Consider the following 16,986-nt stretch of genomic DNA (forward strand, 5'->3'; position numbering starts at 1 on the left):
CGGCTAAGTGACCCGCTAAAGTTGTCACCTGTTACCAGTGCCGGAGCAAAAGCATAGGTTAATGCAGGATCCACATCACCATAGGTTTTGTTTTTCGCTGCTGCTGTAACCGTTATTGTTTTCTTGCCAATGGTAAGATCAGCACCAACGTAGGTCAAAGTATAGTTAGCATTTAAGGCTAATGTACCCTGGCTGATTGCATAGGTACCGATATTCTCTCCCGGCAACCTGTTCAGGCTTCCGCTGAAGCTATCGCCCGACTGCAGTGCAGGACTGAAAGTATAGGTCAACACCGGATCAGCATCACCATAGGTTTTGCTTTTTGCTACTGCGGTTACCGTTATTACAGTTTTTGAGGCAATGATCAGATCAGCCCCAATATACGTTAAAATATAGTTAGGGTTCAACGCCAGTGTGCCCTGGGTAATGGCATAGGTACCTGCTGTTTCACCAACAGCCCTGCTCAGGCTTCCGCTGAAACTATCACCTGTTACCAATGCAGGAGCAAAAGTATAGGTCAGTGCAGGATCGGCATCACCCTGGGTTTTACTCTTTGCCGCTGCTGTTACCGTTATTATCTTTTTGCCAATAGTGAGATCTGCGCCCACATAATTTAAGGTATAATTGCTGTTCAATGCAAGTGTACCCTGTGCAATTGCATAGGTTCCAACATTTTCACCGGGCAACCTGGTCAGTGCTCCTGTAAACGTATCAGTGCCTGCTAACGCCGGACTGAAAGTATAAGTTAAGGCTGGATCTGCATCACCATAGGCTTTGCTCTTCACTACAGCGGTTACCGTTACTATTCTTTTGCCAATGCTGAGATTGGCTCCGGTATAACTCAGGGTATAATTCCCATTCAGTGCAAGTGTACCCTGACTAATGGCATAGGTGCCAAGGTTTTCACCAGGCAATCTGCTAAGGCTCCCGTTAAAGGTATCAGTGCCAACCAAGGCCGGATTAAATGTGTAAGTTAACACAGGATCGGCATCACCGTAGGTTTTGCTTTTTGCTACCGCGCTTACCATTATCATTTTCTTGCCGATGGTAAAATCTGCATCAACATAACTTAAGGCATAGTTGCTGCTCAATGCAAGTGTTCCCTGGGTGATTGTATAATCGCCAACATTTTCACCTGGCAGTCTGCTTAAGCTTCCACTAAAGGTATCGGCAAAGGCCAGACCTGATCCACCAACCGTAAAAGTCAAGAAAGGATCAACATTACCATATGTTTTTGACTGTCCGGCATTGGCCGTAACCGTAACCGCTCTTGGATTGATGGCAAAGGTTATACCCGGGGTAAAAGTGATTGCATAATTGCTGCTCAGTGCAAGCGTTCCCAGAGTGATTGTATAATCACCAATATTCTCACCTGCTGCACGGGACAACCTTCCGCTAAATGTATCCGCAAAAGCCAAGGATCCGGTAAGCGTAAATGTCAGGAACGGATCAACACTACCATATATTTTTGATTGTGCTGAGTTGGCCGTAATGGCAATTGCTCTTTTATTGATTGTAAAATTTGTACCGGTGGTAAAAGTTATCGCATAATTACTTCCGGCCGAAAGTGTACCCTGGGTAATGGCATAAGTACCGATATTCTCTCCCGCTGCACGGGTAAGCGAGCCGCTAAAGTTATCTCCGGTAGCTAAACCTGGTGTAGCGGTAAAGGTCAGTGTAGGGTCTACATTTCCGTAAGTTTTTGAATTTACATCCGGAGTTATCGTAATCGTTTTGACAGTAATATTTGCTGTTGTTGATGCGGTTGTATTGCCCAAAGTATAATTACCCGATGCACCGCCGGAAATGGCAATGCCTGACACACTAACAGGTTTACCTGTACCAACCGTTGCTGTAGCAAATGAGGCGCTAGCGTAGCTTTCGGTAAATACATCACCTGCTACACGGTCATCGCTCAGGGTTACCGTGGCCGTTGTAGTCCCGTCGTACAGTTTATTATTCCCCGTTGCAGATACTGTTAATGGTTTTGGTGTAACTGTTAAAGCTGAGGCATTAGCTGCAGCCTGTACAAAATTATAGTTTGCTGCACTTAGTCCTCCACCATTAACATTATACGAACCCACAGCACTACTTATTGTAGCCGAGGTAGACCAATTAATAGTGCCAGTTGTTGCGGTTGCTATGGCTTCCGAATTCACAAAGCCTGTTACTGTTCCTGTTAAAACCGGAACACCTGCCCCATAAATTTTTCCTATCCCACTTGAAGTATAAGTTAATGTTGCTTTCGACACTGTACTTGATGGAATATTTATTGTCAGGCTATTTGCATTTGTACTTGTTAATGTCACATGCCCGGTAATATTTGTACCGGCCGGTGCATTTGCTTTAAGTCTTACGTACGCATCACCCAATATCGTGCCCGAAACACCAATGACAGCAGAAGGACCGAAAGTCGTACCGTCCGCACTCACCTCAAAATTGGCAGTTGATGATGGAGTGACCGTAATTCCCACTGATAAGCCAGTGCCGGATACAGTGACCCTTGTTGAAGCAGATGCTGTGCCATAAGTAGTGCTTAATCCTGCGGGGAAGCTGGCAGGGGCAAAAATTGTACCTGCTGCCGTAGATGTAGTAAATGGTTGATCAGCTCCGTAGCTTGTTCCACCACCGTTGGTAGCATAGGCTCTTACATGATATAATGTAGAAGATGCCAAACCGTTTATGGTTCCTGAAAAAGTGCCCGTGCCACTGCCCGTTAAAACCTTTGTATTTGCAGTAGTGGGAATTTGTCCGATCGCATAAACGATCCCTCGCTCAGTTACCGCCGATCCACCTGCCGCCGTAACGTTTCCACTCATTACAGCAGAAGTAGTGGTAATACCTGTTACAGCATCAGTTGATACCGTTGGTAGTGCCAAAGTAGTGAAAGATCCTTGAAGCCCATTAGTTGTACCCGCACTGTTTACCGCTTTTACACGGTAATAATAGGTTGTACCTACTATAAGCCCACCTAAACTACCTGTAACAGCAGTACTACCTGTACCAGAAGAAACTAGATTTGGTGTTGCATTTATAGTTGACCCATAGGCATTTGATAAGCCCCAATCGAAAGTTACAGTAGTATTGGCATTATTGTCGTTTACTGTACCCGCCAATGTGGCTGTTGTATAAGAAGGTGTATTGCCACCAGTTGTTGCGGTTGGCGCTGTTACCGGCGCTGTATAGGTAAAAGCATACTGTAGCGCTGCTATATTTCCGTTTGTGGCGGCATCCTGCGCTACATTGGCTGCTATATTGATGGTAACATTACCACTTGAAGTTGGTGTTGCATTAAAAGTATATGTTGTTCCACTACCTGCAAAGCTACTGAGCGATGCATTAGTGGATGTGATCTCACCTATTGTAAAACCGGTTACAGTCTGAGAAAAAGTAACGGTAAATGGGATTACGGATGTACTGGTTGTACCGCCAGAAGCAACAGTACCACTGGTAATGCTCACTGTTGGGGGCGTAGCATCTATATTAAAATTATTGGTATTGCTGTTTGTACTTACCGTGCTACCACTAACCTGAGCCGTAGCATATGTGGTATGTGGGCCATCAACAAGATTTGTGGGTTGGATTAAGCTCCAGTTCCCACCAACTGACGCTGTTGTGGTGCCAATGGATGAGCCATCTACATAAACATTTATGTTTGCATTACCAGGTGATGTACCGGTATACGTAGGTGTTCGTGTATTCAGTAAACTTCCGTTGGCAGGTGTTACGGATACTGGTGTTGCAGTAACAGGCTGTGCCCTGGTTACAGTAATGGTATATGTTTTTGTGGTACCATTTTGTGCGGTTACCAGCACGGCGATACTATTCACTCCCACGCTTAAGGCTACGGCCGTGGCACTGCCACTTGTTACCGTATTGCCGTTAATTTTAATGGTGGCATTGGCTTGGTTTCTGGTTGCTGTTACATTAATCGATGCCGTTACATTACTTACACTTGCAGTATAAGCTATTGTAGCACTGGCAAACGCGGGTGTCAATGTGCCCGCCGATATCGTCAGGGCAGATAATGTGGCATCATTGGATGAGCCACCTACAACTGTGCCTGCCAGCAGAAGTAAGTGATCTGGTCCAACATCTACCCACGTTCCATTGCCTATTGCTGGTGGATTAGGTGTCGTATTGATTGTATTGTAGTATGCCGTCTGAAAGGTACCACCGTTAAAAAACTGGATTTCCCAGCGTCCTCCCGTAAAGAGGATTTTATAGGCCGTTGTACCCCCAGTAACGCTACCGGTACCCGTATAGGTGTTATGCCCTGCCCCATCGTTGCCGGTTACATTCATCGTAACAACAAAATTGCCGAAACTCTGCTCATAACTGTCCTGAAACTGGATCTGGGCATTTGCTGCAAGCACGAGCAGTAAAAGAACGGTGGTAGAAAATAAAACGCGTAAAGCTTTTTTCATATCAAATAGTTTATAAATCCTAATGTCAGCAGGCATCATAAACAGCTATGGGCGGCCGGGTGGCATTGTATTTGGTTTGCAGGAACCACAGCTTTGGTTCGGAGCAAAGCTGTGGTAAAGAATTATGTTAATCTCTTGACGGGAATACCCCTTCTAATGCAATAACATAGTTAAGCGCTATATAGGGCTGCATTACAGGCACTGGCAAGCTATTGCCTGCAACACCTATTGTTCCGGGGTTCATCGTCATATTTGGTACATTTGGCGTATAATCATTGTCACTTCTCCCCTTATTTGCAAAATAGTTTCCTGTTGGCGATGGAACTGTTCCACTTGCACTTACAGCCTTAACAGCATGTGAGTGTGAGGGTAGGTTATCCCTGGTAAGGGTTACGGTTTCTGAGCCATAAGCTGTGCCAAGCGGAAGAGGTGTCAATCCTGGGCCATTACCTGTGCCCACGGGTACAATCCCCTGTAAATTAGGTACTGCAAAAGTGGTTCTGCCATCGCCACCATAAGTGGTGCCGATAAGTGAAAATAGTGCGCTATATTGACTGATCGCCAAAAGCTGGCCACGGCAAAAAGCCCAACCAACAGACGCATAATTTTCTCCTACGAGTTTAATTTCTCCTATAAAGTTCATCTCTTTTATTTTTGATTTATACTTTGATTAGTTTCTGGATGGGTAAATGCCGGTTGTGGCGATGATAAAAGTAAGTCCCAGGTAGGGCTGTTGCACAGGTATCGGTCCATTTCCGCCTGTTAAACCCAATGCACCGGGCGCCATCGCCGTATTAGGTCCAGCATTTGAAAAATCAAGATCCGGTGCTACCGAATCAGCAAAATAGGCATTAGCAGGTGCGTTGGTTGTACCAGGCGCATTATTGGCAAAAAACGCATGGTTGTGCGCAGGCAACTGGCTTGGTAAAACAGTAACATTCGGGCTACCGGCAACTTGTCCAATAGCATAACTTGAACCTGCCGGGCTTGTCCCAAAACCAAGGGATACACGCCCCTGTAGGTTTGGTAGCCCAAATGTAGTGGTTCCATTACCGCCGTACATGGTACCCAAAAGAGAAAATAAAGCCTGATTGGTTTGAATCGGCAAGATCTGCCCATTGCAGAGCGCCCATCCCTTAGGCGCAAAATTTATCGATACTATTCTGATATCTCCTAAATAAAAATCCATTTTTTTTCAGTTTTAAAGGTTTAAGATAATCCGTTAGCTCTGTGCCGGAAATATACCGTACAATGCTATGATATAGTTTATGGCCAATGACGGCTGGTTGATACTAATTGGCGTACTGCCCCCTACCGGCGATACCGAGTTAGTGCCCATCACCACATCTGGTGTAACAGTTCCCAGAGCAAAGTCTGGATCTGCGGATCCGGTATTTGCAAATATGTTATTGGCAGGTGTATTGGAATTGCCTTCGGCCAGTTGAGCCATCAATGGATGGGTGTGGGCTGGCATCTGGCCTACCGCCATCGTAACAGACTCGGTACCTGATTTTTGCCCTAACACTACTGTTGGTAAGCCAGGGCCTGTACCTACATGTACCGGGACGCGCCCTCTTAGGTCGGGAATGGCAAAGGTCGTTTGTCCGTCACCACCATATGTGGTGCCAATAAGTGTAAAAAGTGCATCATTCTCACTGATCGGAAGAAGTGAACCATCGCAGAATTTCCAGGATGATGGTGCATAGACGCCTGCATACATCCTGATTTCGCCGATGTAATTTGAATCTAACATAGTATGTGGTTTATGGTTAAAGATTAATTATATATTTCGTGGTATTCGAACATATTGTTTTCAAATTTTTCTCCCCGCTGCACACCCATTGCCGCCAGTTTAGCACCGGTTACAAAGCCTTCATTGAGTTTGATGATATTAATGCGCAAGATTTTGCGGTCGGCACATTGCACATATATTCCGCTGGCATCTGCATGTACTATTGTCCCAGCATCAAATGCCGCTTCCCCAGTGGCTTCAACAGGCGAAACTTCCAATACCCTTACCAATTGCTGTTTAAAAGTTGTTACAGCCCCGCCTGCGCCTGGATTACTGGCATTAACCTGTGCCTCTACCTGTGCGGCAGTTTGCACATCCCAATCAATAGCCACATCAGCAGCAGCAGCCCGTGGATAGTAGCTTGCTAAACTTTGATTTACCGGTAACGCTGTAATCTCCTCTCCGCTTTTCAGTTTCTCCATCAATTGAGCAATCAGATTGAGGGCCACCGCACCATGTCTGCCATCGGCTATGCCCCAAGTTTCGCCGGGTATAAAAGGTACTGGCTGCTGCATTACTACTGCGCCGGTATCAAAACCTGCATCAACTTTATGGATACTTACCCCTCCACTGGTCTCGCCGTTTTTCATTTGCCAAAACAGCGGATCTGCCCCCCTATAAGCAGGCAACATACTAAAGTGTACATTAAAAAAGCCAAGTGGCGGAAACTCATAAAGATTGGCCGGGATCCGGTAAGAAAAACCAAACATCAAAACTACATCGGGCTGTATTTCAACAAACAGCTTTTTAATAGTTATAAGTAGATCTTGTCTGTTTACTTTGAAAAAAGATATATCATTATTGTTACAATAGTACTCAACACCTAAATGATGATCTTTAAGCTTATCCGTAGAAACAACAGCTTTTAATAAATCCTGTGCACCTAAATAATCTAGTACAGGTATACACGAGAGATGAGTAGAAAATACGATTATTTTCACTAGGATGATGGTTAGAGTAGGATGTAATTTAGACTACGTAAATTTATTTAATTATTTCATTAACTCCAAACAAGAATAACAAATACTTATTTTTAAGTATAGTTTATCTAATTTTTAGACTTAAATTAGTAGTCATAAAAAACTATTCTCACCTGCACCATGGTCATTTATTCAAGGGCAAAGCAGAATATCCCCATTACTGATATACAAGCTGACCTACGGAGTATTACATACAATTGGATGTCGCACTTCAATGTATCCCACTACAATGGCTCTTGGACAGTCCGGCCTTTGCGTACACCAGGAGGCACGGACAGCATTTTCCCTGATTTGATCAATGCAGATCGTTTTGAAGACCATCCAAATATGCTGCTGTTTCCATCCGTGAAAGCATTTACCAAGGGGATGCAATGCGAAATCTTGTCGGCAAGAATGCAGGATGGAGTGCATATGTATGGTGGTACATCATAAGAAGTTACGGACCAATCAGCAAAAGCGGCAATATTCAAAAATTAGATTACATCATGGCACATTACGCCAGATATGTACGCCCGGGGTATACCAAAATAGTTGTACTTCAAATCCAAGTACTGGTGTTTATGTTACCGCATACAAAAGCAGAACAAAATTAGTACTTGTTATCATAAACCAAAATACATCGGTTACGCAGTTAACGCCGAATTAGATCGAGCAATGCTTCAACAGAAACAAATTCAAACACCTAACCCTGACCTAAAATAAGCTGCAAAACTATTCCGCTACAAGTTTAAGTCCAATCAGGGATATCACCAATGTACTCAGGAAAAAGAGGCGCCAGAAAGTAGCTGGATCTTTAAACACAAGAATGCCAACCACTACTGTACCTACAGCGCCAATACCTGTCCAAACAGCATAGGCAGTTCCAATAGGCATAGTCTGTGTAACTTTCATTAATAAAAGCATACTAAGAGACATGGTTATAAAAAAGCCAAGGTACCATAGATAAACAGCGCTTCCGGTCGCTTCCCTTGCCTTACCGAGACATGATGCAAAAGCGACTTCACATAGGCCGGCGATAGCCAATAAAATCCAATTCATAGTTAAATTATTTGCCTGTTAAGGTATTAATTAACCGTTTCCTCATCAGTAGGTGATCAAATATATTGTGACCTAGGCGGATCGGTCAGTTTCTGCTTTATGCTTTTACCAGGTCATTGATATACTGCTGTAGCCTAATTTTTCCCTTTACAGCGTTTTTTGGCACCTGGATATCATTAGCTGCTATTTCGGTCATAGCCGCATACGACGCAGCTGCCTCATCAGAAAACCCCACTGATTTAAAAGCATCAGTCCATTGCTGCTTCGGAATTACTTTTACGCTTACCTTCTTGCCCAATGCATCAGAAAACGCGTCCGCCACATCCTGTGGCGAATAAAGTTCCGGGCCTACTATGGCATTCAACTCCGGTCCGTTCTTGGTTGTCATAAACTTTGCCGCCAATTCCCCGATATCCCGAGGCGCGACCATCGGTATCTTAAGCGCTTTGGGAAAGAACGACATGAGTTCGCCGGTTTCTTTTATGATAGGTAACGATGACGCCCAATTGCTCATGTAATAAGCGGATCTGATAATCTGATAAGGGTATCCAAGAGTCCCTATTCCTTGCTCCAGCTCATATAACGTATTGAGATCACCAATCCTGCTGCCATACCGTGCCCCTAGTGTCGAAGCAACAACTATCTTTTCTGCCTGCGTTCCTTTTAAGGCCTCCACTAAGGAAGCGACCGTTTTCCTTTCCTGAAGGTCCGTGTCCGTCAACGGATCAGCAGGCGGATTCAATACAAAAATGTTTTTTCCAGTTTGAAAGATCCCGCGCAAACCTTCGGTGTCATAAATATCTGCAACTGCAAATTTTGCGCCTTTAGCTTGCCAATCAGCTGCAGACTTCGAGCTTCGAGAAATAATGGTTACCTCCTCGCCGCTTTTGAGCAAGGCATTAGCTAAGGCAGATCCGATCTGCCCTGTTCCTCCAGATATAATGTTCATAATGCTATAGGTTAAATTTCGTAATAGATCAAAACTACAAGCTACTGTGACAACTATCTGTCATAGGTGTTTTCAATTTCGGATTTTTTATTAACCGGTGTGCGCTTAGACAAATTAAGAAGCTAAAATAACCTGACGGTTCAGGAAACAAAAAAAAGCTATAGCGCTAGGGATGTATGCTTTCTTCTGCCAGTCTGTTGAGGTATTGGGAGATCGTCATTTTATGTGGCTCAAATCTTTCGTTAAGGATATGAAAAGACTGGAACCTGTCAACCCTAAAAAAACGGTAATCCTTGCGCAACCGGCAAAAGGCAAGTAACAACCACTTGTTTGCTGCATAAAATAAAGCAAAAGGTTCAACCACACGCTCTGTAATTTCATTTTCTTTTAAAGCACAGTATTGGATTTTAATGAGCTTATAATCGGTTAGTGCCTGTTGCAACTCTGCTAAATGACTGCTCGATGGCCTCTCATCGTTATTAACATACACTTTTACACGTTCAGAGAGGAGGTTCATTTTCTCTTTTTCCGCATAACGCAGTACAGCTTTTACCTTGTCTGTCGCATTGCGGTAATTTCTAACCAGTGAATCATCGTTATTACCGGCAACGAGTTTTTCAGCGGTGATAACAGCAGCTGCTTCGCTTTCTGTAAACAACAATGGGGGTACTTTATAGCCCTCTACCAACGAAAATCCTTTTCCTTCTTCTGTAAAAACCGGAACACCGGCCTCCTCCAACAGTTTGATGTCTCTATAAACAGTTCTTGTGCTAACTTTAAACCGGGTTGCAAGATCAGTTGCGTTTACAATTCGCTTGGTCTGCAAAACGGTAAGCAGGGCAATGAGCCTGCGTAAACGGGTAGCACTGCCAGATTGGTATTGGTTATTTGACGACATATGGACAAGACATAAACTAAATATCTACATTATTGGCTATTTTAATATATCGCGTTCTATTTGGGCATCCTTCAACTCCTTTTGCAGTTTCCTGATCAGTTTCTGATCTTCTGGAAAAACTGAAGAGACCTGTTTGGATTCTGTTGCACCCGTTTCCATTTGCTCAGAAGGTTCTGACTGATGCCCAGCTCATCAGCAATCTCTTTTATAGCCCCTTGGCTATTGGATAAATCTATAGACGCTTTCTTAAAGGAATCATCAAACACTCGTTTGCTCATCTATTCAAATTTAAAAGTTTCTGTTCAAATTTTACACATAAATCCCTATAGTTAATGTAGCAACTCCAATCCTCTTGATGTGGGAGGGTAACAAAACCTCGGTCTTTCAACATATGTGTCAGAAAAAAAACCATATGAAGTATTCGCTAACACTTGATTTATTTAAAATTGATTAATTAAATCACTAACCAAATCTACTTATGAGAAACAAAATTTCATGTGTGCTCACTGCAGCACTATTATTTGCCGGCTGCTCAAAAAATCAAATCAACGATGCAGAACTGTTAATTCCGCAAAAAACGATCACAGCGCTCAGATCGGACTCCGTTAAGGGAAGCATGGCAGCGCTCGCCGTACAAGGTACTGCCGAAATTAACGCCTCGACTGTACAACAGTCCATAAAAGGGTTCGGTGGAGCCAATATTGTGGCATGGACGGGAGACTTGACAAGTACCCAAAGAAGTACAGCATTTTCACCAACAAACGGCATCGGTTTAAGCATCGTCCGCGTACGTGTTCCAAATTCCTCCACAGAGTTTGCTGCTGAAAAAGCAACTGTCGATGCATGCAAGTCATATGGGGGCTCTGCTATCGCCTCAGCATGGTCAGCACCCGCATCGATGAAGACCAATGGAAGCGTAGTAGGTGGCAAAATCAAAACAGCTTCTTATTCTGCCTATGCCGCACATTTAAATGCGTTCAATAGTGCAGTTGGTGGCCTCGCTGCCATTAGTCCTACGAATGAGCCGGATTATCAGGTCAACTACGAATCTATGGAACTTACCGCTCCGGAAGTAGCCGACTTTGTTGCTGCACAAGGCAGCAATTGCGGCGCACCGATTATGGCACCTGAACCATTTCAAATGAACCAGACTTATATTAATACCTATCTCAGTAATGCAACTGCAAAATCAAAAACCAGTTTTGTATGTGGCCACATTTACGGTAAAACACCTTATAACCTGGGGAATATTGGCAAACCAGTGTGGATGACCGAACATTATACCAATTCGAGCATAAGTGGGGAAGATTGGCCAAATGCCATGACAGCAGCAAAAGAGATCCATGACTGCATGAATGCAGGATGGAGTGCATATGTATGGTGGTACATCAGAAGAAGTTACGGACCGATCAGCGAAAGTGGCAATATTCAAAAATTAGGTTACATCATGGCACATTACGCCAGATATGTCCGCCCGGGATATACCAAAATCAATTGTACTTCAAATCCAAGCACTGGTGTTTATGTTACCGCATACAAAAGCGGAACAAAATTAGTACTTGTTATCATAAACCAGAATACAGCTGTTACTTATCAGCCCTTTAGCTATACTGGGATTTCAGTTAATGGATTCAACCGCTATTTTACAACAAGCGCGACAAACCTTAGTTCAAACAGCTTCGCGGTTTCGGGCGGAAGCTTTGGCATTAACCTTTCTGCATCAAGCATTACAACACTTGTATCTTATTAAATTTGCGTTTCCCTGGCCAAATGGCTAGGGAAACTCCATTCATTTATTAAATCAGGTCAGGATATTCTGGAAGGAGCGGTAAGAAATTACGTTTTAATCACATTATTGAAGGAGATTGATATCACAAAAATCAGTTTTTGGAAACCTTTATAACCTTACTTGCAACCTCAAGCAGATAACTTTTAAAATCATCTGAAACAGATGCGGGTTTAAATCCTATTTTTTTCGGGGAATCTTTAAAAAGTATCCCATACCAAATCAAACCGCCTAAATATTTCCCCGCATCATTCGCATGGTTTGGATCGAAGGCTAATTCTTGTTTGTTCCAAAAATAGCCCACATTGATAGAATGAGTTTGATCAGGTAAATTGGATGCAACAGGATGTTCAAAATCGAAAGCTGTATCCTTTTTATAGCCATATTTTTTATTGGTCGCCACTTCTTCAAACGCATCGCCAACAGGTAAAAGCCTGGCATTAAACTGTTTTGCTAGTTTGCGGTATGCTTCACGAGATTTTTGCCACATTTCCAACTGATTTTTAGCCAATTGCGCTGGCCCAACTTTCCCAAATTTCTTTGCATCAGCACGGTAAGCCCAAGTTTGGTGAATCACGATTTCTGCATTTGGTTGAAGCTTTTTGATATAGTCTACAAGTTTTTTCGCGTATGGGTTGTAGCTTGATGAATCACTGGAAAGGTATGAATATTGTTGAATGGTCACTACATCCCAAATACCTTGCGACAATAACATTTTCAACGATTTGCCTCCGTACGGCTTTCCTTTAATATCGGTTGAATCCTTTTCAAATTTTTCTACATAACCCCAATGTTGCTCCAAAGAATGACCGCCGAGTTCTGCCCTACCAATAATTAAATTTCTACCCGTTTCTTTGGCCATTTGAGGCAGAAAAGCAGTCGCATTTTGCGAAAAACTATTTCCAATTACGAATAAGTGTAATGTATTGTTATTGGTTTGACTGAAAGCATTAAGACTAAAAACAAGCAAAAAAATGAATAATCTGCTGCCTTTGTACTTTAAAAATAATCGTATCATATTAATATATTTTTGTTTTTACCTCGCCTTTGGACGGGCTTTCATGTATTAGCGTTCTACTCCTAATAGTAAAAAAGCACCCATTCCATAAACTTCTGTACTGTTTGCATTAAACAACCAACTTTTTACTGGCTACTCGCCATATTAACCCTGCCGATATCAGGATTAGGCCGCCAACAGTCATAACAGTGATTGAAAAATCCTTTGCGATATATCCAAGTATTCCGATGCCTATCCCCACAATGCCCATTGAAAGTGCAATAACACCTATTCCGAATTTATTTTGTTTTGCAGCCTCAATATGGAGGGCCGGATCTACAACTCGAACCGCGGTAAGCTCTTTTTCCTGCTCCATTTCTTCTACCTTAATGGAAATATGCCCCTTAGCAGTATAATATATTTCGAAAAACAAAAGGACCGCTATTGGAATGCCCATCCCCATGCAGGTTTCCATGGTACGGTCGAGCTTTAAACCCCATATACCGGGCATAATCACCTTAAAGAACAGGTTGATCAGCAATGATGCCACAGTGGCGGTAACGACTGAAAATCCGGTTTGACGTTTAGAAAAAAGCGTCCAGATGATCGGTGCAAACAATGCTCCCCCTGCAATAGAGGCCGTACTTAAAACCACTTCAACAATTCCTCCCGCACTTGGTATCCAAATGGCAACAACAATTGTTAGTATGCCAAAAACCAGGGTAAAGAAACGGGCCATCCAGATCACCTCTTTTTCTGAAGCTTTCGGCCTGAGCAGGTTTTTATAAATATCCTGTGCAAAAACGGTTGAGGCCATATTGATCGTTGTATTGGCTTTACTGGATGTGGCAGAAACCATTCCGGCCAGCACAAGCCCTATCAAACCTGCCGGCATTACTTTTTGGATCAACATCATGTATGCATCTTCACTTTCCAGTCCCTGAAGATTTGGATTGATCACCCGGTAGATCATCGGTGGGATCATCCAGATAAAAGGGCTTACAAAATACAATATGGTAAATATACCTGCTACCTTTTTTGAGTTTTTCTGGTTAGACACACTGGTATAACGTTGCACGTATGACCAGTTACCGCCGATATAAAACGTCTGATATACAATAAAAGCCAGCATAAACCCAAAGGTATAGTCCTGGTTAAAAGGCTCAAAAAAATGGGGCGGCGCTTTTGCCACAAGGTTGGCTGGTCCACCGATCTGGGAAAAAGCTATGGGGATCACAATCAGTACCGCAGCTGTAAGTATCACAAATTGAACTACATCGGTTACCAAAACCGCCCATAAGCCACCAGCAGCGGTATATACCACAATGATCAACCCGATCACAATAATGCAGGTTTCTAGTGAATAAGGGGTAGCTACATGCACCATTTTACCAACCGGATACAGTACAGCTGCAGTGGTAAAAAGGCTCAGCAGTAAGGTCATATAGGTATAAAACTGTTTTTCGGCCGCGCCAAACCGTTTGCCGATGTATTCGGCTGCTGTTGCAACACCTGTTTTTTTCCATCTTCCGGCAATAAAAAAGGTGACAATTAAGCCACTGATGGCCATTGTTAACTGTATTGCATTGGCAACCAGCCCATGTTTATAAGCGATAGATCCCCAAACCACAAAGGTTCCGGCCGAAAAATAGCTGATAAACAAGGATAAGCCATTAATCCACCAGGGTGTTTCTCCTCCGGCTTCGAAGAAGGCCTGTCCGCTTTTACTTCCCACACGGGTAAATGTAAGTCCGATACCGAATATAAGTAAGGCAAAAACCGCCATTACCACAAAATCTAATTTTCCCATTTAATTTATCTGCTATTTAATATTATTGATAACAACGCACGGAGAACAAAGCTGCAGGTACATCACCTGAAGGATGTTCCAAATATATCGTTAGGCTCCTGGTATTTAAAGGCTCAGTTAGCTCAATGATGTTCCTGGTTTGATAATTACCGGTTTTAGTAAAAACAACGGCCCCTTTATCGTCTTTAATTACATAATTCCTTACGCAAAATGGCATCACATTTTCCGGGTGCCCCATCAGGACAGATTCCATCGGATGATCAAAATCGGTATCAAATAACAACTCGATCCGTTTAACAGTCTTGATTTCTTTCCAGCTAATGGTTAGTGCCGGATTTTTATCTTTCCAGTCGGCCACCCATGCATTTGGAGCAGAGACCGGCCTATCTATGCCGTTAGTAACATTTGCAGCACCAAAAGCATTGATACCGGATTCGTAGTTAAATGCAATATTGTGCCCTTCGGGCCTACGCTTGGGGCACCAGAATTCAAACTCATCTACCCCTATATCCTCTGGCGGACTTTGTTTTCCATAATTGGATACGTCCTTATTAATGGCGTTAAATACGGATAATAGTCCCGTAACCCGTTTCGCGGAGAACTGCAGTTTAACATCAGGATTTTTCATAAAAGTAAGAAATGCATAACTTTCTTCGGGCATTTCCGCATCAAAGCTGATCTGCAGGCAATTGCGCCCGACATTTATTGGCAGTGAAACTTTATCTATGGTCAAATCTGGCGTGTGGTTGCTCTTTTTACTGCTGATCCTAAGTTCCACTTCCAGCTTCGTTGCCATATCTCCTTCTGCATGTACAACAAAAGCCCCGATTGCACCTGCTTTTAAGGGGATCATCTGTGCAACAGAAAACTCAAGTGGCTTAAACAGTTCACTTTCGGGAAGACCTGTCAGCAATAGTTCTGAAGATGTTGTAACCTGCGCACTGCGTACAAGGTCGAGCGCATCATGAAGTACAAGATCCGGAATGTGATGCCCACTGCGCAGCAGCTCAGTCTGCAGTTCAGGTATAAATCCTCTGTGATAGATCTCCGCTGGCAACAGATTTTTGTCTTTACAGATTTTGGCTGCCATGGCAACTGCCTGTGCCGCATGGGCGGCAGTAGCCATAACCCTTGTAGAGCCAAAGGCAACATGTGTGGCACTGATAATCCTTCCCGCCAGAAAAAGATTCCTGATGTTGCGGCTGTACAAAGCGCGATAGGGAATCTGATAAATGCCCTTGCTATGCCATTGATTACAACCGGGTTTCTCGCTGAACACCCCATCTGCCGGATGCAGATCTATGCTCCAGCCACCAAATGCGACAGCGTCATCATGCAATTGCTGATTAACGATATCCTGCTGTTTGATGATGTATTCGCCTTCGAAACGGCGGCTCTCTCTTTTACCCGGTATGGTGCCTACCCATTCTAGCGCAAGGTTTTCGGCTTCGGGAAAATTGCCAGAGTTTTTTACATAGTTCCATGCACCGTAGGCTACTTTCCAGAGTTCCCATTTTATTTTTTCGGTATCATGTACCGTATCCAGTCTTCCTCCATACTCCAGCCACCAAAGTTTACATCCATACTCCCTGGCATTAAAATTTTTAAACCTGGGGATTTTTGTAATATCATCCAGTGCATAGGAAGGGGCTACAAACTTTACGGGTTTGCCGGTATCCTTACTGTAAAAATACAGGCTATGGCCAAGCAGTTCCCCATATTCTTTTGTAGGCGCAAACTGTTCTCCAAATTCTTCTTTGGCCTCTGCTCCCATCCTAAACGCCGCACCAGCCAGAAAGGCCACAATGCCATCTCCTGATGCATCGCAAAAAAGTGGTGCGTGTATGATATATTCAGTAGAATTCTGACTGCAAAAGGCTTTTACGGCGCTCAGTTCATCTGCGGCTGATTTCTCTACATCATATACCCCGGTATTAAGCAATAAGGTAATATTTGGCTCTAAAATAACTTTATCAAGCAAAACCGTATCAAAAATCAACGGATTTCCTTCGGGGTTCCTGTACGTATTTTCAACCATTAACTCATCCACAACCCCACCTTCCCTTGCCCAGCGGTTATTGTTTCCCATATGTGATGTAGCGCCCAGCATCCATAACCTTACCTCACTGCTTGCATTTCCTCCAAGCACGGGTCTGTCCTGCACCAGTACAACCTTTAAACCTTGCCTTGCAGCGGTAATTGCGGCACAGGTTCCTGATACCCCGCCGCCTATAATGGCAAGATCTGCCGCGAGTTCGTTAGATCGCAGCTGCCTCTTTTCGCCTCCTTGATTTGTGATCATAAAAATA

At 43.5% G+C, this 16,986-nt stretch carries 14 protein-coding genes; 2 read left to right on the forward strand and 12 right to left on the reverse strand.

Annotated elements, in window-relative coordinates:
- The 5 genes from J7E57_RS06540 to J7E57_RS06560 form a co-directional block, all read right to left on the reverse strand.
- The coding region (locus J7E57_RS06540) for a beta strand repeat-containing protein (RefSeq protein WP_215126278.1) at nucleotides 1-4,427 on the reverse strand (4,427 nt) is incomplete at its 3' end.
- Between the two features lie 127 nt (nucleotides 4,428-4,554).
- A complete protein-coding gene (locus J7E57_RS06545) occupies nucleotides 4,555-5,070 on the reverse strand; it encodes a phage tail protein (RefSeq protein ID WP_215126280.1) in 516 nt (171 codons plus the stop codon).
- Nucleotides 5,071-5,097: 27 nt separating this feature from the next.
- The gene (locus J7E57_RS06550; protein WP_215126282.1) at nucleotides 5,098-5,616 is read right to left on the reverse strand and encodes a phage tail protein; all 519 of its coding nucleotides are present in this window, start codon (nucleotides 5,614-5,616) and stop codon (nucleotides 5,098-5,100) included.
- A 33-nt stretch (nucleotides 5,617-5,649) separates the two neighbouring features.
- Nucleotides 5,650-6,180 carry a phage tail protein gene (locus J7E57_RS06555; RefSeq protein ID WP_215126284.1) on the reverse strand — a complete coding sequence of 177 codons (531 nt, stop codon included), beginning with the start codon at nucleotides 6,178-6,180 and terminating at the stop codon, nucleotides 5,650-5,652.
- Nucleotides 6,181-6,203: 23 nt separating this feature from the next.
- On the reverse strand, nucleotides 6,204-7,160 hold the full coding sequence (locus J7E57_RS06560; RefSeq protein WP_215126286.1) for a methionyl-tRNA formyltransferase: 957 nt from the start codon (nucleotides 7,158-7,160) through the stop codon (nucleotides 6,204-6,206).
- A 159-nt stretch (nucleotides 7,161-7,319) separates the two neighbouring features.
- On the opposite strand from J7E57_RS06560, the gene J7E57_RS06565 reads away from it, so the two are divergent.
- Nucleotides 7,320-7,631 carry a hypothetical protein gene (locus J7E57_RS06565; protein WP_215126288.1) on the forward strand — a complete coding sequence of 104 codons (312 nt, stop codon included), beginning with the start codon at nucleotides 7,320-7,322 and terminating at the stop codon, nucleotides 7,629-7,631.
- Nucleotides 7,632-7,910: 279 nt separating this feature from the next.
- Here the strand turns inward: J7E57_RS06565 and J7E57_RS06570 are convergent, their stop codons facing one another.
- The 4 genes from J7E57_RS06570 to J7E57_RS06585 all read right to left on the reverse strand — a co-directional run bounded on the left by J7E57_RS06570 (nucleotide 7,911) and on the right by J7E57_RS06585 (nucleotide 10,362).
- Complete coding sequence (locus tag J7E57_RS06570) at nucleotides 7,911-8,237, reverse strand: DMT family transporter (protein ID WP_215126290.1); 327 nt, start codon at nucleotides 8,235-8,237, stop codon at nucleotides 7,911-7,913.
- 97 nt (nucleotides 8,238-8,334) lie between these two features.
- Nucleotides 8,335-9,186, reverse strand: a complete 852-nt coding sequence (locus J7E57_RS06575; RefSeq protein ID WP_215126292.1) for an NmrA family NAD(P)-binding protein — start codon at nucleotides 9,184-9,186, stop codon at nucleotides 8,335-8,337.
- A 166-nt stretch (nucleotides 9,187-9,352) separates the two neighbouring features.
- Nucleotides 9,353-10,084: a helix-turn-helix transcriptional regulator gene (locus J7E57_RS06580; RefSeq protein WP_215126294.1), complete on the reverse strand. Its 732-nt coding sequence runs from the start codon at nucleotides 10,082-10,084 to the stop codon at nucleotides 9,353-9,355.
- Nucleotides 10,085-10,179: 95 nt separating this feature from the next.
- The gene (locus tag J7E57_RS06585) at nucleotides 10,180-10,362 is read right to left on the reverse strand and encodes a transposase (protein ID WP_215126296.1); all 183 of its coding nucleotides are present in this window, start codon (nucleotides 10,360-10,362) and stop codon (nucleotides 10,180-10,182) included.
- Nucleotides 10,363-10,562: 200 nt separating this feature from the next.
- Between J7E57_RS06585 and J7E57_RS06590 the strand changes: the two genes are divergently transcribed.
- Nucleotides 10,563-11,834, forward strand: a complete 1,272-nt coding sequence (locus J7E57_RS06590; protein WP_215126298.1) for a hypothetical protein — start codon at nucleotides 10,563-10,565, stop codon at nucleotides 11,832-11,834.
- Between the two features lie 130 nt (nucleotides 11,835-11,964).
- Here the strand turns inward: J7E57_RS06590 and J7E57_RS06595 are convergent, their stop codons facing one another.
- The 3 genes from J7E57_RS06595 to J7E57_RS06605 form a co-directional block, all read right to left on the reverse strand.
- Complete coding sequence (locus tag J7E57_RS06595; RefSeq protein WP_215126300.1) at nucleotides 11,965-12,888, reverse strand: DUF4886 domain-containing protein; 924 nt, start codon at nucleotides 12,886-12,888, stop codon at nucleotides 11,965-11,967.
- Nucleotides 12,889-12,997: 109 nt separating this feature from the next.
- Nucleotides 12,998-14,677 carry a sodium:solute symporter family protein gene (locus J7E57_RS06600; protein WP_251029822.1) on the reverse strand — a complete coding sequence of 560 codons (1,680 nt, stop codon included), beginning with the start codon at nucleotides 14,675-14,677 and terminating at the stop codon, nucleotides 12,998-13,000.
- 22 nt (nucleotides 14,678-14,699) lie between these two features.
- Nucleotides 14,700-16,979: an FAD-dependent oxidoreductase gene (locus J7E57_RS06605; RefSeq protein ID WP_215126302.1), complete on the reverse strand. Its 2,280-nt coding sequence runs from the start codon at nucleotides 16,977-16,979 to the stop codon at nucleotides 14,700-14,702.
- Between the last annotated feature and the right edge of the window lie 7 nt (nucleotides 16,980-16,986).

The organism is Pedobacter sp. ISL-64 (genome assembly GCF_018613605.1).
Taxonomy (GTDB): Bacteria; Bacteroidota; Bacteroidia; order Sphingobacteriales; family Sphingobacteriaceae; genus Pedobacter.